Origin of the sequence: Pseudomonas abietaniphila (genome assembly GCF_900100795.1) — a bacterium.
GTDB classification, from domain to species: Bacteria; Pseudomonadota; Gammaproteobacteria; order Pseudomonadales; family Pseudomonadaceae; genus Aquipseudomonas; species Aquipseudomonas abietaniphila.
Window position 1 is genome coordinate 13,282 of the sequence record NZ_FNCO01000022.1, and the last position, 20,772, is coordinate 34,053.

The following is a 20,772-nucleotide window of genomic DNA, read 5'->3' on the forward strand; positions in this document are numbered from 1 at the left end:
ATGCGATTCTTTGTGGGAGCGAATTCATTCGCGAGAGGCCGGGAAATTCGACACAAAAATGGGTTGGCTGTCAGATCGCATCGCGAATGAATTCGCTCCCACAGAAGACCTCATCGCCCCGAACACCGCCTCCAATAACAACAAGGTGCAAGCATGACCACGACACGGTTGACCATGGCTCAGGCCCTGGTGAAATTTCTCGATAATCAGTACGTCGAAGTGGACGGCGTGCAGAGCAAGTTCGTTGCCGGGGTGTTCACGATATTCGGTCACGGCAATGTGCTGGGCCTGGGTCAGGCGCTGGAGCAGGACAGCGGCGAGCTGATCGTGCATCAAGGGCGCAACGAACAAGGTATGTGCCACGCGGCAATGGGTTTTGCCAAGCAGCACCTGCGGCGCAAGATCTATGCGTGCACCTCGTCGGTCGGACCGGGTGCGGCGAACATGATCACCGCGGCGGCGACTGCGTCGGCCAACCGCATTCCGCTGCTGTTGCTGCCGGGTGACGTCTACGCCAGTCGTCAGCCCGATCCGGTGTTGCAACAAATAGAACACTTCCACGACCTCAGCATCAGCACCAACGATGCGTTCAAGGCCGTCAGCAAATATTGGGACCGGATCAACCGGCCCGAGCAATTGATGAGCGCCGCGCTCAACGCCATGCGCGTACTGACAGACCCTGCCGACACCGGCGCCGTGACCCTCGCCTTGCCGCAAGACGTGCAGGGCGAGGCGTACGACTACCCCGACACCTTCCTGCAAAAGCGCGTGCACCGTATTGATCGTCGTCCGCCGACCCAGGCGATGCTTAAGGATGCGTTGGTGCTGCTCACGGGCAAGCGCAAGCCGTTGCTGATTTGCGGCGGCGGGGTGCGTTATTCCGGCGCGGCAGCCGAACTTCAGGCGTTTGCCGAGCGGTTCGACATTCCGTTCACAGAAACCCAGGCGGGTAAGAGCGCGATTGTCTCGGCTCACCCGCTGAACATGGGCGGCATCGGCGAAACCGGGTCGCTGGCAGCCAACACGCTGGCACGCGAGGCGGACCTGATCATCGGCGTCGGAACGCGTTACAGCGACTTCACCACCGGCTCGAAATCGCTGTTTCAGAACCCGGACGTGCAGTTTCTCAACCTCAACGTCGGTGCATTCGATGTTCAGAAACTTGACGGTGTGCAAGTGCTGGCCGACGCGCAATTGGCACTGCAATCGTTGAGCGATGCGCTGGGTGACTACACCGCCGGTTGGGGGGATGCGCCGAAGCAGGCCAGGGCGGCGCTGGATGCCGAGGTGGATCGGCTGTACGCCGTGGAGTATCAGACTCAGGACTTCGAACCCGAAGTTAGCGGGCACCTCGATCCCCAGGTGCTGCGCGATTTCATCGAAATGACCGGCTCATGCCTGACCCAGAGCCGTGTGCTCGGGATACTCAATCAGCAGTTGCCTGCCGATGCGGTGATCGTGGCGGCAGCGGGCAGTCTGCCAGGCGATCTGCAACGGGCCTGGCGCAGCACCAGTGTCGACAGTTACCACGTCGAATACGGGTATTCCTGCATGGGCTACGAAGTGAATGCAGCCCTCGGCGCGAAGATGGCTGCGCCCGAACGCGAGGTTTATGCACTGGTCGGCGATGGCTCCTACATGATGCTGCACTCGGAGCTGGCGACCTCGATTCAGGAGCGGCGCAAGATCAACGTGGTGCTGCTGGACAACATGGCGTTCGGTTGCATCAACAACCTGCAGATGGGCAATGGCATGGGCAGCTTCGGCACCGAGTTCCGCTTCCGCAATCCCGAAAGCGGGTTGCTCGATGGCGAGTTCGTGCCGGTGGATTTCGCCATGAGCGCCGCCGCGTATGGCTGCAAGACCTACACGGTGAAAACCGTCGAGGCGCTTGAGGCCGCCTTGATCGACGCGCGCAAACAAACCGTGTCGACGCTGATCGACATCAAGGTCCTGCCCAAGACCATGATCCATGGCTACCTGTCGTGGTGGCGGGTGGGCGTGGCCGAAGTGTCGACGACGGGCACCACCGCAGAGGCCTATGAACGGCAGAAAGCGATGCTGGCCAAGGCCCGTCAATATTGAATTAAGTAACCCCTGTAGGAGCGTGGCTTGTCCCGCGATCTGCCCGGGTTTGCGTCCGGCGCATCGGCAGTAAATCCATCGAGCGCGGTGTGTCAGGTTTATTCGGGTTGCAGGTTTCACGACCGGTTCCCGGCCGATCGCGGGACAAGCCACGCTCCTACAGGAAACGGAGAACACATTATGAAAATCGGACTCATCGGCTACGGCAAGGGCGGGCGCTTCTTTCATGCGCCGCTGCTGGCCAGCATGCCCGGCGCAACCTTTGCCGGTGTGGTGACGCGCTCACCTGAACGACGCCAGGCACTGAGCCAGGATTACCCCAAGGTCCCGGCCTTCGACAGCCTGGCCGACATGGTTGCGGCAGGCGTCGATGCCGTGGTGATCTCCACACCCTTGGCCTCACGGCGTGCGTTGATCCTGGAGGCAATCGAACTCGGTGTGCCCGTGGTCAGCGACAAACCTTTTGCGCCCGACGCCAAACAGGCGCAGGAACTGGTGGATGCCGCCGAACGCCGGGGCGTGTTGCTGGGCGTGTACCAGAACCGTCGTTGGGATTCGGATTACCTCACGGTGCGCAAGTTGATCGATCAAGGCGTACTGGGTGATGTCAGCCGCTTTGAGTCCCGCGTGGAGCGCTATTCACCTTCATCGGTGGGCAAGGAAAGCGGCGGCGGGATTCTGCGCGATCTGGGCAGTCACCTGGTGGATCAGGCGTTGCAACTGTTCGGGCCCGTTAAACGGGTGTACGCCGAACTCGAATTCGCAACGCCGGAACAAAAAGTCGATCACGGCTTCTTCGTTTCACTCATTCATGCCAGCGGCGTGACCTCGCATCTATGGGGCAACTGCCTGCAAAACGCTCAAGGCCCACGCTTTCGGGTCAATGGTTCGCAAGGCTGCTATACCGTTGATGGCCTCGACGGACAGGAGGCGGCGGCGCTGGCGGGCCTGTCCCCCAAATCCGAGGGCGAACGCTGGGGCGTCGAGGAGCATCGCCGCTGGGGCTGGTTCGAGCAGGGCGAACACCGCGAGCGCGTGCCTTCCGAGCGCGGCAGCTGGCCAGAGTTCTACCGGCAGTTGCAGGACGCCGTGATGAATCAAGGGCGTAACCCGGTGGACGCTCGGGATGCCGTCGCATCGGCGAAAGTGCTGGATGCCGCCAGGGTCAGCGCGCTGGAAGGGCGGGTGGTGGCGCTGTAACGGTTGCCAAAGGGTCAAAGGGTGGGACGAATTCATTCGCGAAGCACTGTGTCAGGCGATAGGGACGTGTGGAATGTGCCTGTCTCTCGCGAATGAATTCGCCACAGTAGGTGTGCATCAGCCGTCTTTCCGCAAGGTTGCATGCAGTGAAAATCAAAATAGAAATAAATTCTAAAACAGGTTGAAACAGAAATTATTTTCCAATAGAGTCATTTCCAGGTTGCCGACTATCGACGTCCGAACCTGCTGTCGGATGCTTGCGACGCCAGGCTGGACGAACGAACCAAAACAAGAAAGCCAAAAAGACAGGTACCGTCGATGAACATTTTCAAACATGCCGCCAGGGCTTGCCGATCAGTATCCCGCGCGCTTCTCGTTGCTCCCCGCGTCGTCCTGCACGCGAAACCCTTTGTGACCCCTGCCATTGAACGCGTCCTGGAAACCGTTGCCCGCGTGCTGTGCGTGGAGAGCCACGGCGTGATGGTGTGCGGCACCTCGGCGGCGTCGGTCGCGCACTTCACCAATCCGCACTTCTCGCATCAAAGCACCGTTCTCAATAAACCAGCAGTCCTCTGAACACCCAGCAGTCGTTAGCCAATTCACTACAACAACAAGAATTTGGAGAAAGACCGTTCATGATTACCAAAGCCCGTTTTACCTCTCTTGCACTGGCCCTGATGCTCAGCAGCGGTGCCGTCATGGCCGCCGACCTGAAGATTGGTGTCGCCATGTCGCAGTTCGACGACACGTACCTGACCTACATGCGCGAAGACATGGGCAAGAAAGCCAAGGAAATGGGCGGTGTCGACCTGCAGTTCGTCGACGGTCGCAACGACGTGAACAAGCAGCTTGACCAGGTGCAGGAGCTGATCGGCAAGAAGGTCGATGCGCTGATCGTCAACCCGGTGGATACCGCCGCCACCGGGCGCATCACCAAAGCCGCTACTGAAGCCAAGATCCCGCTGGTTTACGTCAACCGTCGTCCAGATGATCCCAAGTTGCCCGCAGGCGTCGCCTCCGTGACCTCTGACGACAAAGAGGCGGGTCGGATGCAGATGCAATACATCGCCGACAAACTCAACGGCAAAGGCAACGTGGTGATCCTGCTGGGCGAGTTGTCGAACAACTCCACCCGCGATCGCACCGAAGGCGTCAAAGAAGTCCTGAAAGAATACCCTGGCATCAAGATTACTGAAGAACAGGAAGGCGCTTGGGGACGCCAGAAAGGCATGGACATCACCAACAACTGGCTGACCCAGGGTCGTGATTTCCGTGCGGTGCTTTCCAACAACGATGAAATGGCCATTGGCGCGTCGATGGCCCTGAACCAGGCGGGGAAAAAGCAGGGCGATGTACTCGTGGCCGGTGTCGACGGCACGCCTGACGGTCTGGCGGCGGTCAAGAAAGGTCAATTGACCATCTCGGTGTTCCAGGACGCCAAAGGCCAGGGCGAAGGCTCCATCGACGCGGCCGTGAAGCTGGCGAAGAAGGAGGCCTTGCCGCAACAGGCCATCGTGATTCCGTTCAAGCTGATCACGCCGGAAAACGTCAGCACCTTCAAATAACGTTCACAACACAACAACTGACAGGACGCAGAGGTCGGCAGTGCCGCACCTCTGTCACCGATGTCACTTGAGGAGCCTGTGACCATGTTCGCTTCCGCTACTGCTTCGACCGCGGCCCCGACCGATGCAACGAGCGATGTCGCTGCAACCACCGCCGAGCATCCCTACCTGCTGGAAATCACCAACATCAGCAAGGGGTTTCCTGGCGTGGTGGCGCTGGACAACGTCGAACTGCGCGTGCGTCCGGGCAGTGTGCTGGCCTTGATGGGGGAAAACGGCGCGGGCAAGTCCACCCTGATGAAAATCATCGCCGGCATTTACCAGCCCGACACCGGTGAGATCCTGCTGCGGGGCAAGCCGGTGGTGTTTGAAACGCCGCTGGCAGCGCTGCAATCGGGCATCGCGATGATTCACCAGGAACTCAACCTGATGCCGCACATGAGCATCGCCGAGAACATCTGGATCGGCCGCGAGCAGCTCAACGGCCTGCACATGGTCGATCATCGCGCCATGCACCGCTGCACCGCCGAATTATTGGGGCGCTTGCGCATCAATCTTGATCCCGAGGAGCAGGTGGGCAACCTGAGCATCGCCGAGCGGCAGATGGTCGAGATTGCCAAGGCCGTGTCCTACGACTCTGATGTGTTGATCATGGACGAGCCCACTTCGGCCATCACCGAAACGGAAGTGGCGCACCTGTTTTCGATCATTGCCGACCTGCGTGCCCAGGGTAAGGGCATCATCTACATCACCCACAAAATGAACGAAGTATTCGCCATTGCCGACGAAGTCGCGGTGTTTCGCGACGGCGCTTACGTCGGCTTGCAACGCGCCGACAGCATGGACGGCGACAGCCTGATCTCCATGATGGTGGGCCGGGAATTGACGCAGTTGTTCCCTGAGCGGGACCAGCCCATCGGCAAGCTCATGCTGTCGGTGCGCGATTTGTCGCTTGAGGGCGTCTTCGAAGGTGTGTCGTTCGATCTGCATGCGGGCGAAGTCTTGGGTATCGCCGGGTTGATGGGGTCAGGGCGCACCAACGTGGCGGAAACCATTTTTGGCATCACACCCTGCACCCGTGGAGAAATCCACCTGGACGGTGCGCCCATCAAAGTCACCGATCCTCATTTCGCCATCGAGAAAGGCTTTGCGCTGCTCACCGAGGACCGCAAGCTCACTGGCCTGTTTCCCTGCCTGTCGGTACTGGAAAACATGGAGATGGCGGTCCTGCCACATTTCGTTGGCAACGGTTTTGTGCACCAGAAAGCCTTGCGAGCCCTGTGCGAAGACATGTGCAAGAAGCTGCGGGTGAAGACGCCGTCGCTGGAGCAGTGCATCGATACCCTGTCCGGTGGTAATCAACAGAAAGCCTTGCTCGCGCGCTGGCTGATGACCAATCCACGAGTGCTGATTCTCGACGAGCCCACGCGCGGTATCGACGTGGGCGCCAAGGCCGAAATCTATCGCCTGATCTCGCTGCTCGCCAGTGAAGGCATGGCTGTGATCATGATTTCCTCCGAGCTGCCGGAAGTCCTGGGCATGAGCGATCGGGTGATGGTCATGCACGAAGGCGAAATGATGGGCACCCTCGACCGCGCCGACGCGACTCAGGAGCGGGTCATGCATCTGGCGTCGGGCAATTCGATCCATTGACGGCCCGTTTGCCAACGACCCGTTGCGGGTCTGAACAAGAATAAGAGGCACGTATGAAGATGAACGCGATACTGGAAAACAAACCTGCTCTGGCACCAACCAAGCACAAGCGCCGCCTGCCCACTGAATTGAGCATCTTTCTGGTGCTGATCGGCATCGCCCTGATCTTCGAAGTGTTCGGCTGGGTCGTGCGCGATCAGAGCTTCCTGATGAATTCCCAGCGGCTGGTGCTGATGATTCTACAGGTGTCGATCATCGGCATGATCGCGATCGGGGTGACTCAGGTGATCATCACCACCGGGATCGACCTGTCCTCGGGCTCGGTGCTGGCGCTGACGGCCATGATCGCGGCCAGCCTCGCTCAGTCCTCGGACTACACCCGAGCGGTCTTTCCTTCACTGACGGATTTGCCGGTGTGGATACCTGTTGTGGCCGGACTCGGGGTCGGTCTGCTGGCGGGTGCGATCAATGGCAGCATCATTGCCATCACCGGAATCCCGCCCTTCATCGCCACGCTGGGCATGATGGTGTCGGCCCGCGGCCTGGCGCGTTTCTACACCGGCGGTCAGCCTGTGAGCATGCTCAACGACTCCTACACCGCCATTGGTCAGGGCGCGATGCCGGTGATCATCTTCCTGGTGGTCGCGGTGATCTTCCATATCGCCCTGCGCTACACCAAATACGGCAAGTACACCTACGCCATCGGCGGCAACATGCAAGCGGCGCGGACTTCCGGCATCAACGTCAAGCGCCATCTGGTGATCGTCTACAGCATCGCGGGGCTGCTGGCGGGACTGGCGGGTGTCGTGGCGTCGGCGCGTGCCGCGACCGGTCAGGCGGGGATGGGCGTTTCCTATGAGCTGGACGCCATCGCCGCAGCGGTGATCGGCGGCACGAGCCTGTCGGGCGGCGTCGGCCGGATCACCGGCACCGTCATCGGCGCGCTGATTCTTGGGGTCATGGCCAGCGGATTTACCTTTGTGGGCGTCGATGCCTATGTACAAGACATCATCAAAGGGTTGATCATCGTCGTCGCGGTGGTCATCGACCAATACCGCAACAAACGCAAGCTCAAGCGCTGAGTGGTTGAGAAACGTTGAAAAAGGGCCTGGTTCAGGCCCTTTTTGTTTTTAGCGAGTTTGAACGCGGACGCGCGTGACGGGTCAGACACCGTCGGCACTGTACCTGGGACGATCGGCGTGAGGGCTCGCACAAACCCGGTTTCGCCCAGCACTGGCGGGGATTTGAGGGCTTGTTGAGCGAATCTTGTTCAATTATGTTGCCGAGTACGAAACCCGGCCTTAGACTGCCGCCCCTCGTAAATTGAGTGCCCGATGGCGCTTGGAGACTACGGCGCTTTTCAAACACGGGCCAAGGCGCTCCCTTGATTCGCCTTAATGCACGTTTTTTTATAGAGAAATCAATGACCAAGGAAAAGTTGCTGGCGATGCCGGCCGATGACTACATGAACGCGGAGCAACACGCTTTCTTCGTCAAGCTGTTGCAAGACATGAAAGTGGAAATCCACGAGCGCATCGAGCAGAGCCGTATCGCTATCGAAAGCCTGGACACCCCGGCTGATCCTGCTGACGCTGCTTCCGTCGAAGAAGAGCGTCACTGGCTGGTCAACGTGATCGACCGCGATCAGCGCATGCTTCCGCAGCTGGAAATGGCCCTGACCCGTATCGCCGAAGACACCTTTGGCTGGTGCGATGACAGTGGTGAGCCTATCGGCCTGAAGCGTTTGCTGATCAGCCCGACCACCAAGTACTGCATCGAAGCCCAGGAACGCCACGAACAGATCGACCGCCACCAGCGTCAGGCCTGATCCAGCCGACGTGAAGGCCAAGGCCCGACTGCCTGTATGCAGGCAGTCGGGCTTTTTGTCGTCCGCAGTTTGCTGAGTTGCCCCAGACTCACCTTCATTTGTAAATCCGACCGACTACCACCATCGGCTCATGGCGCATGGCCGCTATGTGGCGTTTAATGCTTGCAAAATAATAAGCAGGTGGGTCACGGATATGGCTGCGAATGGACGTTACACAGGGACGCTTTCCCCACAACTGCAATCGGCCGTTGCACACCCCCCCGCACCGTCCTGGCGCTGGGTGGGGATCTCGATGCAGAGCGTCGCGCTGTGCGGGCTGTTCGCGGCCATGGCGTGGGGCGATGTGTCGGTGTATGCCTGCCTGCCATTGGGTCTGTTGACGCTGTGGTTGCCGCGTCTGCTGACGCCGCGTGCGGTGGCCGCGCCGCGCGCCGTCGAGGAAGACGCCATCGGCAAGCTGACCCGCGACCTTTCCCGCAGCACCAGCCACAATGCGCTGTCTGCGGCAGCGGTGGCGTTTTCGGTCAAGCAACTGGCGGGCAAGCTGCAGTCTCAGGTCGATGCGGCCGAGCAGATCGTCAGCAGCGCCGACGTGATGATCGCCACCGAACGCGCGACGTCCTCCCTCAGTCAGCAAGCCCTGAGCGCCGCCAGCGAGGCGCGGCAAAGCAGCGATGCGGGACTGACCGTCCTCAACGAATCCATCGCCCTGATGCATCAGCTCAGCGAACGCGCCGACAACAGCCGGCACTTGATCGAAGCCCTCAGCCAGCGCAGTGAGGACATCCAGCGGGTGACGGCCGTGATTCAGTCCATCGCCAGCCAGACCAACCTGCTGGCGCTCAACGCCGCTATTGAAGCCGCCCGGGCCGGTGAGCATGGTCGCGGCTTTGCCGTAGTCGCCGATGAGGTACGCGGGCTGGCGGGGCGTACCGCCACGGCCACCGGCGAAGTCGGGGACATGGTGGCCGACATTCAGCGACGCACCGCGCAGGTGGTTGAACAGATCCGCCAGTTGTCCGGCGACCTGAGCGGCGGTGTCGCGCACGTGGAAATGACCGGTCAGCAGCTCGCCAGCATTGCGCGACTGGCGGCGGGTGTAGAGGGGCAGGTCAATGAGATTGCCTTGGGCGCGCAGACCAATCAGGCGCAACTGAGCAGCCTTTTCGTGGCCGTGGAACAGATGCGCAGCGACCTGGCCATCAGCGACGACCAGACGCGCCAACTCGCCAAGTCGGCGGTGCAGATGGAAGGGCAGGCGGAGACGATCAGTGAACGCCTGGCGGAGGTCGGGCTGGACGATTATCACCAGCGTGTTTATGACCTCGCGCGTGAAGGCGCCAGCCAGATTGCGCAACAGTTCGAACGGGACCTCGATCAGCGGCGGGTGAGCCTGGAAGACTTGTTCGACCGGTCTTATCAGGCCATTGCCAACACGTTCCCGACCAAATACCAGACCCGTTTCGACCGTTACACCGATCAAGTGTTGCCGGTCATTCAGGAGCCGTTGCTGTCGCGTCATGAGGGCCTTGTGTTTGCGATCGCCTGCACCCAGCAGGGGTATGTGCCGACCCACAATCAGGCGTTCAGCAAACCGTTGACAGGCGATGGCGCGGTCGACGCCGTGAGCAACAGGACCAAGCGCAAATTCGATGACCGGACGGGCATTCGCTGCGGCAGCCACCAGCAACCTGTGCTGCTGCAGACCTACACCCGGGACACCGGTGAGCTGATGCACGATCTGTCGGTGCCCATCATGGTGAAGGGCAGGCATTGGGGAGGTCTGCGCCTGGGGTACAAGCCGGAAAGTGGAACCAGCAAGATCGGTTGAGGGTGCGATAAGCGGGGGCTGACCGACAGCGGGGTCGGATGAGAGGGGTCATTAAAGAGCAGGCGGTTGTATCTAAGGGTTGTTTAAACGGGATTTGTTTGTTTAGTTTTGCAACGGGCGCTCGGAGATAATTGCCGGATAAGTGGGATAAATGAGGTTGACGGTTTTAATGGTCTGATAAACAAGTGGGACGTTTCTGAAGTTCAATTCTCCCCGTTGACGCTGTCAGGGGTGTGAGCATTCTGTGAGTGATAGGTCCGGTTACAAGAAGTCCGGATTAACGTCAACCTTCACAGGTGATTAACTTATGACAGCACTACTTGCACAAACAGGTTCAGGCTCCGCGGCGAGCGCGTTGAGCGCTACCGTGCGCATCGGCGTGTTCTTTGACGGGACGGGCAACAACCGTGTCAATAGCCAGATCGGCGCCGATTGCCAGGCAATGGCTGAAATTTATAACAATGCGCATATCAAGGAATGCGGTGGTCGACATTCCGATCCCTCCAGCAGTTACAGCAATGACCTCACTAACATTGCTCGACTGGCCGAGTTATATCGGCGTCAACCGAAAGCCATGAACGCCGGTGACGGATTGCGGGTGTATCACGCGGTGTATGTTGAAGGCGTGGGTACAACGTCTGGCGGGCGAGATTCCAGAGTGTCCGGCCAGGGATTTGGCCGAGGTAATACGGGCGTCGTTGCGAAAGTCTATCGAGGCGTCAAAAAGATTGGCGATGTACTCGATACCTTTGAAACTGACAATCCAGGGTGCGTGATTGCAGCACTCGAACTGGATCTGTTCGGCTTCAGCCGCGGTGCGGCATCTGCCCGCCATTTCGCCAATGAAGTGCTCAAAGGGCCGCGTGGTGCCCTTGTGTCGATCCTCAATCCTCGCAAGCTGCCGCTGGCTGCAGAATTCTCCTGGGACAGCGGCTGCATACGTCTGAAAGTGATCGGGCTGTTCGACACTGTGGCGGCAGTGGGTGGCATTTCCGACCTGGGTAACGTCCGCGATGGGGTCAACACCCGGGTCAATCTGTTTCTGCCTCCGGGGTGTGCGCAGCAGGTTCTGCACCTAGTGGCCGCCGACGAGCACCGACGCAATTTCTCCTTGAACAGCGTGGCGCCTGACTGGCCCCGGGAAATCGTCGTGCCGGGGAGTCATTCCGATGTTGGCGGCGGATATCACCCTCAGTCGGTAGAGAAGATTGCACTGACCCGACCGCGTCGCAGCCAGGTCAAGGCAGACACCCCATTCGATAGCACGGATGCCTGGCTGGAAACCCACGCCGAGATGGTTCGCGTGGATGCGCAGCGCTGGATCGACCCGCTGGACGACACGGCATCGATGGGGGTGGAGTGCATCGAGCGAATGATGCAGCGCGGGTCAGGGACGAAGAGCGTGGTGGCGACCGTGATGCTGGAGCGCCGGGTGTTCGGTCATCTGTCCAGAGTCTACCTGCGCGTCATGCACGCGTTGGCGTGCGACGAAGGCGTGCCGTTTCAACCTGTTCCCGAGTCGCCGGACCTGAGCCTGCCACCGGAGTTGCGGGAGGTCGCGGTTAAGCTGATTACTCATGCGCGCGGGCAGGGAGGGTCATTGAGCGAAAGCGATCTTCAGATGCTGTACCGACGCTACATTCATTGCTCGGCGCATTGGAACAGCACGCTGGGGCGACGTGGGACGCTGGTGGACAGCTTGTTTGTGCATGCCCCCGCCCGTGGCGGACGACTGCGGTTTCCGAATGAGAGTCAGTCGGGGTATCCGCATTAGTCCGGCCCTGTGGTTGAGACGGGTATTTTGTTACCGATCATGCAAGAAACCTATTCCGCAGATAGCTTTTTCCCCAGCTGGTCGGTGATTAAGATGCAGCTATCAGACAATGCTCCTGAGATCCCCGGAGGATGCGATGCAGAGCAAGATCGATGTCGCCGTGATGATTGGCCTGGGCGTACCCCAATCGTTTCGAGACAGGGGCCAGCGTGTTTGCTGGGTCGTGTTAATCAACGGCGAACAACGTGGAACGGCTTTTTCAAGCCGGGCCGAAGCCGAAGAATGCCGCAGCGCGTGGATGCGGCAACTGACAATGGCGGCCTGAAGGGCCGCCATTGCTTTCAGGGCCGTCGCTCAGTCGGCTTTAGTCGAATGGAGCAGTTCGTTGAGCTCGTCCACGACGGGCGCCCATTCGGCGTCTACGTGTAACTCCTCTTTCAGAAAGCGTGCCTGTTGCGGTGTCCAGAAGTCCGCGTCAATCAGCTTCACGTCATCGGGCAACGAATGGGCGCTGACAAACGCGTCAATGCTCGCCTGATCGGAGTCAAGGCCCAGCTGTTCGAACAGCGTCGCAAGTGTCGGTGGAGTAAGTTCCATGGTGTCTCCCTGGCGGGTCAAAGACCCGGGTTGGCGTGGGCGTGAATGAAGCGTGTGCTGCATGTGAGTCCTTTGAGGGGGCAAGAGTTCTCAGTGTTCGCCTTAACGATTCAGCGGCCGCCGTTCGGGTTGTCCAGAGGATTGGACACAGCACTGTCGGGACGTTCGTGCACAAAAATGGCCACATAACGGACGAAAGGCATATATCCCGTATAGACTCTGAGCCGGTAGAATCCACAGCCATGCCAGTCCCCGGCAACCGGGGCGTACCGTTTTTCTCGTGTTTTCCTTGCCTGGCCCCTTGGCCGGGCGAGTTCATATCAGGTTGGGAGTTTGTACATTGGCAGTAAGTAATCTGGATACCCATGCGTTATTCGTACTCGGCGATTTGCGCGCGAAGTTGGTAAAGCAGTTCCAGGCACGTTTCGTTTACGTCATCGAGCAGTCCCCTGAAGGCATCTACATGTCTGAAATCGACACCGAAACCGCATTGGTGGTCGATGACAAACCGCGTCTGGAGTTGAAAGTAGGCGACCACTTTCGCGCCGCCGTACTGCCCAGTCGCGAAGGCGGCAAGTTCGAGATCAAGTTTCGCGATATCAAGATGACCATCTACGGTCTGGGCGAGTACGCGTTTGTCGATGTGCCGGAAGGCCACGGTATTGTCTTCAAGGAATCGCACTGCGTTTTCATGGTGTTCGCTGCCCATGAGCAGATTCAATTGGGGTTGAGCAAAGTGCTCAAGGCCGCAACCGCCAAGGCCGCTAAATGGCGCAAGGGCGAACTGGTGTTCAAGGCCAGCGAGTGATCCGCTGGCGTGAATCGTGATGACGGTTTAGAAGCGCGTTTGTACGGCGAGTTACTTGAAAACCGGAACGCGGGACCATCCCCAAGTCAACAGGGGATTGTCCTGGTTCTGCCTAACGGCAGAAGCGTTCCGCCTTCGGCGGGTTACTTGAAAGGACCCCTCTCTTTGTTTCAAGAGGCAGCCAAGTGTCCTGGCTCCTGGTTGGGCTTCTCCTTCGTCGGGGTACCCGCACTCCGACGACACTCCGTGGGCCCGCGCTGAACGGACATCCATGTCCTGGCAGTGCTCTCGCGGCATCCATGCCGCTCGGCCCACTGCGCGTCGTCTGCGTTTGGCCTGCACCCAAGTCGCGATATGTGGTGCCTGGACTATCGCGCTAGAAAAGCAAAATCAAAAGCATCGGATCATGTGAATCCTGTAGGAGCGTGGCTTGTGTCTGGGCCGCATCCGGACGATCTACCGCGCAGCGGTAGCAAAATCAGACGACTCGGTTGTACCTGATACACCGCATGCACAGGTCTTGCTGCCGGTTCGGAACATCAGGTTGACGCAGTCCTTGTAGGAGCGCGCTTGCTCTGGGCTGCACTCGGACGATCTACCGCGCAGCGGTAGCAAATTCAGGCGACTCCGTTTTACCTGACACACCGCATGCACCGGATTTGCTGCCGGTTCCCGGCAGATCGTCCGAGTGCGGCCCAGAGCAAGCGCGCTCCTACAGGGGGGGCGGCAGGTTTAGGATCGTTCCCACGTCGCTGCGTTACCACGCGGAGCGTGGGAAAGAGCGCGAACGACGGATGCACGCATCAAGAATGCGATGAGCGTTAGCTCTAGCCCGGTTGCTCTTGTGCGCGTTAGTCCAGACGCCACCAAACGCGACTTGGGTGCAGGCTGAACGCAGGCGGCGTGCCCACGGAGCGTCGCCGGGGTACTTCGACGAAGGAGAAGCCAAACCTATACCCCGACCCCAACCCCCGCATCACTTCCCCTCACGGCCTCCCTCGGAAACCTCAGGCGGTACATCTCCATCCCCCGCCATACGCTTGCGAAACAACCCCGTCCGGGCCAACAGCAAGGTCGTCACCGGCACCGTGATCGCCAACAGAATCGGGATCAGCCAGGCATGCAGCACCGGTGCTTCCTTCATCGCCGAGAAATACACGATCGAGGCCAGCGCCACACACCACGCACCCAGGGTCGAGGCCAGAGCAGGCGGGTGCATGCGCTGAAAAAAATCCTTCATTCCCAGCAGCCCCACCGCACCGACCAGCGCGAACAGACTGCTCAACACCAGCAGTACCGCCGTCAGCACCTCCACCCAGAAGGGCAACACGTACAACGAATTCATTCGATCACCTCGCCGCGCAGCAGGAACTTCGCCAGGGCGAATGAGCCCACGAAACCAAACAACGCAATCAACAGCGCCGCTTCGAAATACGTGTCGCTGGCGTAGCGAATCCCCAGCACCAGCATCATCAGCATGGCGAGGATGTACAGATAATCCAGCGCCAGTACCCGGTCCTGCGCAGAGGGGCCTTTGAACAGCCGAATCAGGGTCAGCACCATCGCGACCGTGAACACGGACAAGCTGAGCAGGATGGCGTGGGCGAGCAGCGGGCTCATTGGAAAATCTCCATCAGCGGACGTTCGTACGTGGTCTTGAAGTGCTCGATAAACTGCGCTTCGTTGTCCAGGTCGAACACATGCAGCAGCAATACGCTGCGGTCCAGCGCCAGTTCCGACCACACCGTGCCGGGCACCACCGTGCAAATCATCGACAGCGCCGCCAGACCGTGAGCATCGTGCAAATCCAGCGGCACCTTGATGAACGCAGAGCGCGGCGGTTTCTGGCGAGCACGCAAAACGCCCCACGCCACCTGCAGGTTTGACGTGATCACATCACGCCCGACCACCCAGAACAATGTGAAGGCCACACCCGGCTTGCGAATGCGTGCAGGCAAAGGACGAAGGGGGGCGAACATGATCGGGGCGAGAAAACCCAGCAGTGCGCCGAGCAGCAGATTGCCGACACTCAGCGAGAGGTTGAGCAACAACCACAGCGCCCACAGCGCCAGTGACAACAGCGGCGCAGGCAACAGACGCTTCATGGCTGCACCCCCGTCGTGGCGGTGGTCGGGCCGGGTATCGGTTTGGCGGCCATGACCGACAGCACGTACTGCTGAGGATCGTGCAACGCCTGCGCCGTGTCCTGGGTGTAACGCAACAGCGCCTGGGCCTTGAACGTGAGCACGATGCACGCGCAGAGGAGCAAGGCAATGGGGATGCACTCGTTACGTCGCAATGCAGGCGAAGGCCGATCCTGCGCGGTCCAGAAACGCTTGATGCCCACGCGCACGAAGGCGAACAGCGACGCGAGTCCCGACACGATCAGCAAGGCCACCAGCGTCCAGCTGTCCGCGCGAATGGCCTCGTCTTTGGCCACGTCCAGACCTAACGGGTTCAGCAGGGCGCTGATCAAGGTGAGTTTGCCGAGGAAGCCCGACAGCGGCGGCATGCCGATGATCAGCAGCGCGCAGACGATGAAGCTCAGTCCCAGGAACGCCATGGTCCATGGAATCACCTGGCCGACCACCGCTTTCTGTTCGTCATCCAGGTTGGTGCCCGGCACCGGGTGCAGCGATTCCATGGTCTTGGGCAATTGGTCGGCGTCGTCTTCCAGCGGGATTTCATTGGCCGAGCGCGAACGTTCGATCAGTTCTGCCAGCAGGAACAACGCACTCAGCGCCAGCGTCGAGCTGACCAGATAGAACAGTGCACCAGAGGTCAGGCTCGGCTGACCGAAGCCAATGGCCGACAGCAGAATACCGGCCGACACCAGGATGCTCAGGCTCGCCATGCGCTCGAGGCGCTGGGCAGCGACCACGGAAATCGCCGCCACGGCCAGCGTGGCCATGCCGCCCCAGATCAACCAGTCACCGCCGAAGAAGGCCGAGTCACCGGCTTGCCCTGAGAACAGCAGCGTCCACAGGCGCAGCAGCGTATAGGCACCGACCTTGGTCATCAGCGCGAACAACGCTGCGACCGGCGCGCTCGCGGCGGAGTAAGCGGGGACGAGCCAGAAATTCAGGGGCCACATGCCGGCCTTGGCCAGAAACGCCACGGCCAGAATCGCGGCGCCTGCGTGCAGAAGCCCGATATCGGCCTGTGAAACCTGCGGGATCTTCACGGCCAGATCGGCCAGGTTCAGCGTGCCGGTAACCCCGTAGATCAATGCCGCGCCGATCAGGAACAACGACGAGGCCAGCAAATTGATCGTGATGTAATGCAGACCCGCCGACACCCGCGCGCGTCCCGAACCGTGCAGCATCAGACCGTAGGAGGCCGCCAGCAACACCTCGAAGAACACGAACAGGTTGAACAGGTCGGCGGTCAGAAAGGCGCCGTACAATCCCATGAGTTGAATCTGGAACAGCGCATGGAAACTCGCACCCGCCCGGTCCCAGCGCGCTAGCGCGAACAACAGGGCACAGAAGGCGACGATACCTGTCAGCACCATCATCAGCGCCGACAGGTGATCGACCACCAGCACGATGCCAAAAGGCGACTCCCAGTTGCCCGGCAGGTACACGCCAATCGAGCCGGTGGTGCCTGTCTTCTGCACCCACATCATCAGCGTGATCGAGATCGCCAGGCCGAGGGCCGTCGACAGCAGGTTGATACGGGCTTTCAACGGCCGGTGTTTTTCACCGAGCCAGAGCATCAGCGCGGCGGTCAGCACCGGCAGCAGGATCGGTGCGACGATCAGTTGGTTCATCAGACTCATTCACTGCTCTCCCGACCGTCGACGTGGTCGTTGCCGGTCAAGCCACGGGACGCCAGCAGCACTACCAGAAACAGCGCGGTCATGGCGAAGCTGATCACGATAGCGGTCAGCACCAGCGCCTGGGGCAGGGGATCGGTGTAATTGAGCAGGTCATGGGGCACGCCGTCCTTGATGATCGGTTCCTTGCCGATGAACAGGCTGCCCATGCTGAAGATGAACAGGTTGACGCCGTAGGACAGCAGGCACAGGCCCATGACCACCTGAAAGGTCCGTGGGCGCAGGATCAGCCAGACGCCGGAGGCGGCGAGCACGCCAATGGCAATGGCAATGACTTCTTCCATCAGATGGCTCCTTGTGTCGGGGTTGGCGCTGCAGGTTCGATCGGCTGCGGCAACGAGGTCGGCCGATGGCTGCGCACCGACTGGTGCGCCAGCGCCGTCAGAATCAACAGCGTGGAGCCGACCACCACGGCGTACACGCCGATGTCGAAAAACAGCGCGCTGGCGACGTGGACATCACCCAGCAATGGCAGGTGCAGGTGTGCGGTATGCGTGGTCATGAACGGGTAGCCCAGCGCCATCGAACCGAGTCCGGTGATGAGCGCGAAGAACAGCCCGGTGCCCATCCAGCGCAGCGGTCGCAGGCTCATGTTGGCCTCGACCCACTGCGTGCCAGCGACCATGTACTGAAGAATGAACGCGACCGACATCACCAGGCCAGCGACGAAGCCGCCCCCCGGCTGGTTGTGGCCGCGCATGAACAAGTACATCGACACCACGAAGGCCACCGGCAGCAGCAGGCGCACCAGCACCGCCGGGACCATCATGAAGCCCAGCGCCGTGTCCTTCGCGTGGCGCGGGTTGATCAGATCGGTGACCACATCGCGGGCCAGCAGACGTTGCTGCGCAGGCAGTGCGATGCTTTCTTTCGGCGGGCGGAAGCGTCGCAGCAGGGCGAACACGGTCAGGGCGACCACTGCCAGCACGGTGATTTCGCCAAACGTGTCGAAGCCACGGAAGTCCACCAGCATCACGTTGACGGCATTGGTGCCGCCGCCTTGGGTCAGTGCCCGACTGAGGTAAAACTCTGAAATCGTGTTCGGGGTCGGGCGCGTCAGCATCGCGTAGGACAACAGCGCCATGCCGCCACCGACCCCCACAGCGAGAATGAAGTCGCGTACCCGCCGCACCCGTGCGCGGTGGCGTGAGCGAGTCGTTGGGGCAACGTTCTCGTTACGCCGTGGCAGCCAGCGCAGGCCCAGCAGGATCAGCACGGTGGTCACCACCTCGACCGCCAGTTGCGTCAGCGCCAGGTCAGGCGCGGAGAACCAGACGAAGGTCACGCAGGTCATCAGCCCGCAGACACCGACCATGGTCACGGCGGCAAGCCGGTGATATTTGGCCTGCCAGGCCGCACCCACGGCGCAGGCAATGGCGATCAACCAGAGCATGACGAACACGCCGGAACCCGGAATCTTCGGGCGATCGCCCCAGCTCAGGCCGTTTTCGTACATCGGCACAAAGCCTGCGATCAGTGCGACAGCCACCATCAGGAACAATTGTGCCTGCAGGCGTCGGGTGGTCAGTAAGCCTTCCAGTGTGCGTGCGACACGCAGTTTGAGGATCAGCACGCGCTCGAACAGTCGCTTGCCATTCAGGCGCCAGATGATCGGCGGCCCGACGATACGCTCGCGCCTGAGCGGTTTGCGCAGCAGCAGATACAGCAAGATGCCAGCGCCCATGGCAATCAGGCTCATGATCATCGGGGCGTTCAAGCCGTGCCAGATAGCCAGGCTGTATTCGGGCAAGGTGCCGCCCACGACAGGCTGCGCGGCGGCGGCCAGCAATGGGCCTACTGAATGGGCCGGGAAAATCCCCACGATCAGGCAGGCGAGCACCAGCAGTTCGACCGGCACGCGCATCCAGCGCGGCGGCTCGTGCGGGGTGTGCGGCAAGTTGTTGGCTTTCGGGCCGAAGAACACATCGACCGTGAAGCGCAGGGAATAGGCGACGCTGAAGGTCCCCGCCACCGTGGCAATCACCGGGAGCGCGGCCTCCACCCAGGCCGTCGAGGTGATGAATACGGTTTCGGCGAAGAACATCTCTTTGGACAGAAACCCGTTGAGCAGCGGCACGCCGGCCATCGACGCGCTCGCGACCATCGCCAGTGTCGCGGTGTATGGCATCAGCTTGATCAGGCCGCTGAGTTTGCGGATGTCACGGGTGCCGCTTTCGTGGTCGATGATGCCGGCGGCCATGAACAGCGACGCCTTGAAGGTCGCGTGGTTGAGGATGTGGAACACCGCCGCGACGGCGGCCAGCGGGCTGTTCAGCCCCAGAAGCAGGGTGATCAGACCTAAGTGGCTGAGGGTGGAATAGGCGAGCAAGCCCTTGAGGTCGGTCTGAAAGATGGCCGCGTAAGCGCCGATCACCAATGTACAGGCCCCCGCGCCGCTGACGATCCAGAACCATTGCTCGCTGCCGGACAAAGCCGGCCAGAGCCGCGCGAGCAAGAACACCCCGGCCTTGACCATGGTCGCGGAGTGCAGATACGCCGACACCGGCGTCGGCGCGGCCATGGCGTGTGGCAACCAGAAATGGAAGGGGAACTGCGCGCTCTTGCTCAGCGCGCCGATCAGGATCAGCGTCAGCAAGACCGGGTACAACGCGTGGGCACGAATCGCATCGCCCGAGGCCAGCACTCGGTCCAGGTCGTAACTGCCGACCACGTGTCCGAGCAGCATGACGCCGACCAACAGCGCCAGTCCGCCAGCGCCCGTGACCATCAACGCTATATAGGCGCCACGGCGCGCGTCGGCGCGGTGGTGCCAATATCCAATCAAAAGGAATGAGAAGACGCTGGTCAGTTCCCAAAAAAACACGATCTGGATCAGGTTGCCGGACATGACCAGGCCCAGCATGGCGCCCATGAACGCCAGGAAAAACGAGAAGAATCGCGGTACCGGATCGTCCGGCGACATGTAGTAACGCGCGTAGAGCGACACCAGCGTGCCGATGCCCAGTACCAGCATCGAGAACAACCAGGCGAACCCGTCCAGGCGCAGCACGAAGTTCAGGCCCAGGCTGGGCACCCAGAAAAACTCTTCGCGAATGACGCCGCCGTGGGCGATCTGCGGGTACCAGAGCGCAACCTGAACGGCACCGATCAAGGCGATCACGCCTGCCAGGATGGATTCACTGTTGCGTGCGTTGTGCGGCAAAAGCGCCGCCAGACAGCTGCCAATGAACGGCAGAAGCAGTAGAACTATCAGGGACATAGGCTTCTAATCTGCGGGAAAAATGTCAAGGATCATACGTGCCGGGTCATGCATCACCAACCGTCAAGATGTCGCAGAATCCTACAAACTCTGTAGGCAGCAGCGTAGTAGAGCGGTGTGAACCCCGAAGGGTAAGGCCCAAATACAATGCCCCTGTGGGCGTTCCAAGGTTTCAAGCCTGTGGTGTCAGTCCGCTTCTTGAGAGTTGCAAAGCCTGACAGCATTCGCCACATCCCTGATGACGCAGAGCGTCATTGGATGTGTTACCACGCGGAGCGTGGGAACAATCAGCAATCTAAAGAGCGCAAAGCCCGCTCTGGCTTTTGATCTTCATACCGCAGCAGCCCAGACACCACAAAACGCGACTTGGGTG

The 20,772-nt window shown here is 60.5% G+C and carries 18 protein-coding genes; 11 read left to right on the forward strand and 7 right to left on the reverse strand.

Annotation, left to right across the window (positions count from 1 at the left end):
• Positions 1 to 153: 153 nt before the first annotated feature.
• The 10 genes from iolD (at position 154) to BLS87_RS29655 (ending at position 12,261) form a co-directional block, all read left to right on the forward strand.
• Positions 154 to 2,085: a 3D-(3,5/4)-trihydroxycyclohexane-1,2-dione acylhydrolase (decyclizing) gene (iolD, locus tag BLS87_RS29610; protein ID WP_074758399.1), complete on the forward strand. Its 1,932-nt coding sequence runs from the start codon at positions 154 to 156 to the stop codon at positions 2,083 to 2,085.
• A gap of 180 nt (positions 2,086 to 2,265) precedes the next feature.
• Positions 2,266 to 3,285, forward strand: coding sequence for a Gfo/Idh/MocA family protein (locus tag BLS87_RS29615; protein WP_074758401.1), 1,020 nt, complete (start codon positions 2,266 to 2,268; stop codon positions 3,283 to 3,285).
• A 318-nt stretch (positions 3,286 to 3,603) separates the two neighbouring features.
• Positions 3,604 to 3,861 carry a hypothetical protein gene (locus tag BLS87_RS29620; protein ID WP_074758403.1) on the forward strand — a complete coding sequence of 86 codons (258 nt, stop codon included), beginning with the start codon at positions 3,604 to 3,606 and terminating at the stop codon, positions 3,859 to 3,861.
• A gap of 59 nt (positions 3,862 to 3,920) precedes the next feature.
• Positions 3,921 to 4,850, forward strand: a complete 930-nt coding sequence (locus BLS87_RS29625) for a sugar ABC transporter substrate-binding protein (RefSeq protein ID WP_074758405.1) — start codon at positions 3,921 to 3,923, stop codon at positions 4,848 to 4,850.
• Between the two features lie 84 nt (positions 4,851 to 4,934).
• Positions 4,935 to 6,503 carry a sugar ABC transporter ATP-binding protein gene (locus BLS87_RS29630; protein WP_074758406.1) on the forward strand — a complete coding sequence of 523 codons (1,569 nt, stop codon included), beginning with the start codon at positions 4,935 to 4,937 and terminating at the stop codon, positions 6,501 to 6,503.
• 59 nt (positions 6,504 to 6,562) lie between these two features.
• Positions 6,563 to 7,585, forward strand: coding sequence for an ABC transporter permease (locus BLS87_RS29635; RefSeq protein ID WP_074758532.1), 1,023 nt, complete (start codon positions 6,563 to 6,565; stop codon positions 7,583 to 7,585).
• Positions 7,586 to 7,926: 341 nt separating this feature from the next.
• Complete coding sequence (locus BLS87_RS29640) at positions 7,927 to 8,331, forward strand: TraR/DksA family transcriptional regulator (RefSeq protein WP_062390457.1); 405 nt, start codon at positions 7,927 to 7,929, stop codon at positions 8,329 to 8,331.
• Between the two features lie 595 nt (positions 8,332 to 8,926).
• The gene (locus BLS87_RS29645) at positions 8,927 to 10,162 is read left to right on the forward strand and encodes a methyl-accepting chemotaxis protein (protein WP_425262258.1); all 1,236 of its coding nucleotides are present in this window, start codon (positions 8,927 to 8,929) and stop codon (positions 10,160 to 10,162) included.
• A 307-nt stretch (positions 10,163 to 10,469) separates the two neighbouring features.
• On the forward strand, positions 10,470 to 11,936 hold the full coding sequence (locus BLS87_RS29650) for a T6SS phospholipase effector Tle1-like catalytic domain-containing protein (RefSeq protein ID WP_074758410.1): 1,467 nt from the start codon (positions 10,470 to 10,472) through the stop codon (positions 11,934 to 11,936).
• A gap of 136 nt (positions 11,937 to 12,072) precedes the next feature.
• Positions 12,073 to 12,261, forward strand: coding sequence for a hypothetical protein (locus BLS87_RS29655; protein WP_074758412.1), 189 nt, complete (start codon positions 12,073 to 12,075; stop codon positions 12,259 to 12,261).
• Between the two features lie 29 nt (positions 12,262 to 12,290).
• On the opposite strand, the gene BLS87_RS29660 is transcribed toward BLS87_RS29655, so the two are convergent.
• Positions 12,291 to 12,533: a DUF2789 domain-containing protein gene (locus BLS87_RS29660; RefSeq protein ID WP_074758414.1), complete on the reverse strand. Its 243-nt coding sequence runs from the start codon at positions 12,531 to 12,533 to the stop codon at positions 12,291 to 12,293.
• A 340-nt stretch (positions 12,534 to 12,873) separates the two neighbouring features.
• Here BLS87_RS29660 and BLS87_RS29665 point away from each other — a divergent pair, with 340 nt between their 5' ends.
• On the forward strand, positions 12,874 to 13,341 hold the full coding sequence (locus BLS87_RS29665; RefSeq protein ID WP_074758416.1) for a hypothetical protein: 468 nt from the start codon (positions 12,874 to 12,876) through the stop codon (positions 13,339 to 13,341).
• Between the two features lie 976 nt (positions 13,342 to 14,317).
• On the opposite strand, the gene BLS87_RS29670 is transcribed toward BLS87_RS29665, so the two are convergent.
• From BLS87_RS29670 to BLS87_RS29695, 6 genes are read right to left on the reverse strand one after another with little or no spacing between them, the layout of a single operon-like run.
• Positions 14,318 to 14,686 (reverse strand): Na+/H+ antiporter subunit G, encoded by a 369-nt coding sequence (locus BLS87_RS29670; protein ID WP_074758417.1) that lies wholly within the window; start codon positions 14,684 to 14,686, stop codon positions 14,318 to 14,320.
• Positions 14,683 to 14,961 (reverse strand): K+/H+ antiporter subunit F, encoded by a 279-nt coding sequence (locus BLS87_RS29675; protein ID WP_074758419.1) that lies wholly within the window; start codon positions 14,959 to 14,961, stop codon positions 14,683 to 14,685. The genes BLS87_RS29670 and BLS87_RS29675 overlap by 4 nt, the downstream gene beginning before the upstream one ends.
• A complete protein-coding gene (locus BLS87_RS29680) occupies positions 14,958 to 15,446 on the reverse strand; it encodes a Na+/H+ antiporter subunit E (RefSeq protein ID WP_074758421.1) in 489 nt (162 codons plus the stop codon). The genes BLS87_RS29675 and BLS87_RS29680 overlap by 4 nt, the downstream gene beginning before the upstream one ends.
• Entirely contained in the window at positions 15,443 to 17,122 is a 1,680-nt protein-coding gene (locus tag BLS87_RS29685; RefSeq protein WP_074758423.1) for a monovalent cation/H+ antiporter subunit D, read from the reverse strand. The genes BLS87_RS29680 and BLS87_RS29685 overlap by 4 nt, the downstream gene beginning before the upstream one ends.
• Positions 17,119 to 17,463 (reverse strand): Na+/H+ antiporter subunit C, encoded by a 345-nt coding sequence (locus BLS87_RS29690; protein ID WP_062390475.1) that lies wholly within the window; start codon positions 17,461 to 17,463, stop codon positions 17,119 to 17,121. The genes BLS87_RS29685 and BLS87_RS29690 overlap by 4 nt, the downstream gene beginning before the upstream one ends.
• Positions 17,463 to 20,399 carry a monovalent cation/H+ antiporter subunit A gene (locus BLS87_RS29695; protein ID WP_074758425.1) on the reverse strand — a complete coding sequence of 979 codons (2,937 nt, stop codon included), beginning with the start codon at positions 20,397 to 20,399 and terminating at the stop codon, positions 17,463 to 17,465. Before BLS87_RS29695 ends, BLS87_RS29690 begins: the two co-directional genes overlap by 1 nt.
• Positions 20,400 to 20,772 lie beyond the last annotated feature (373 nt).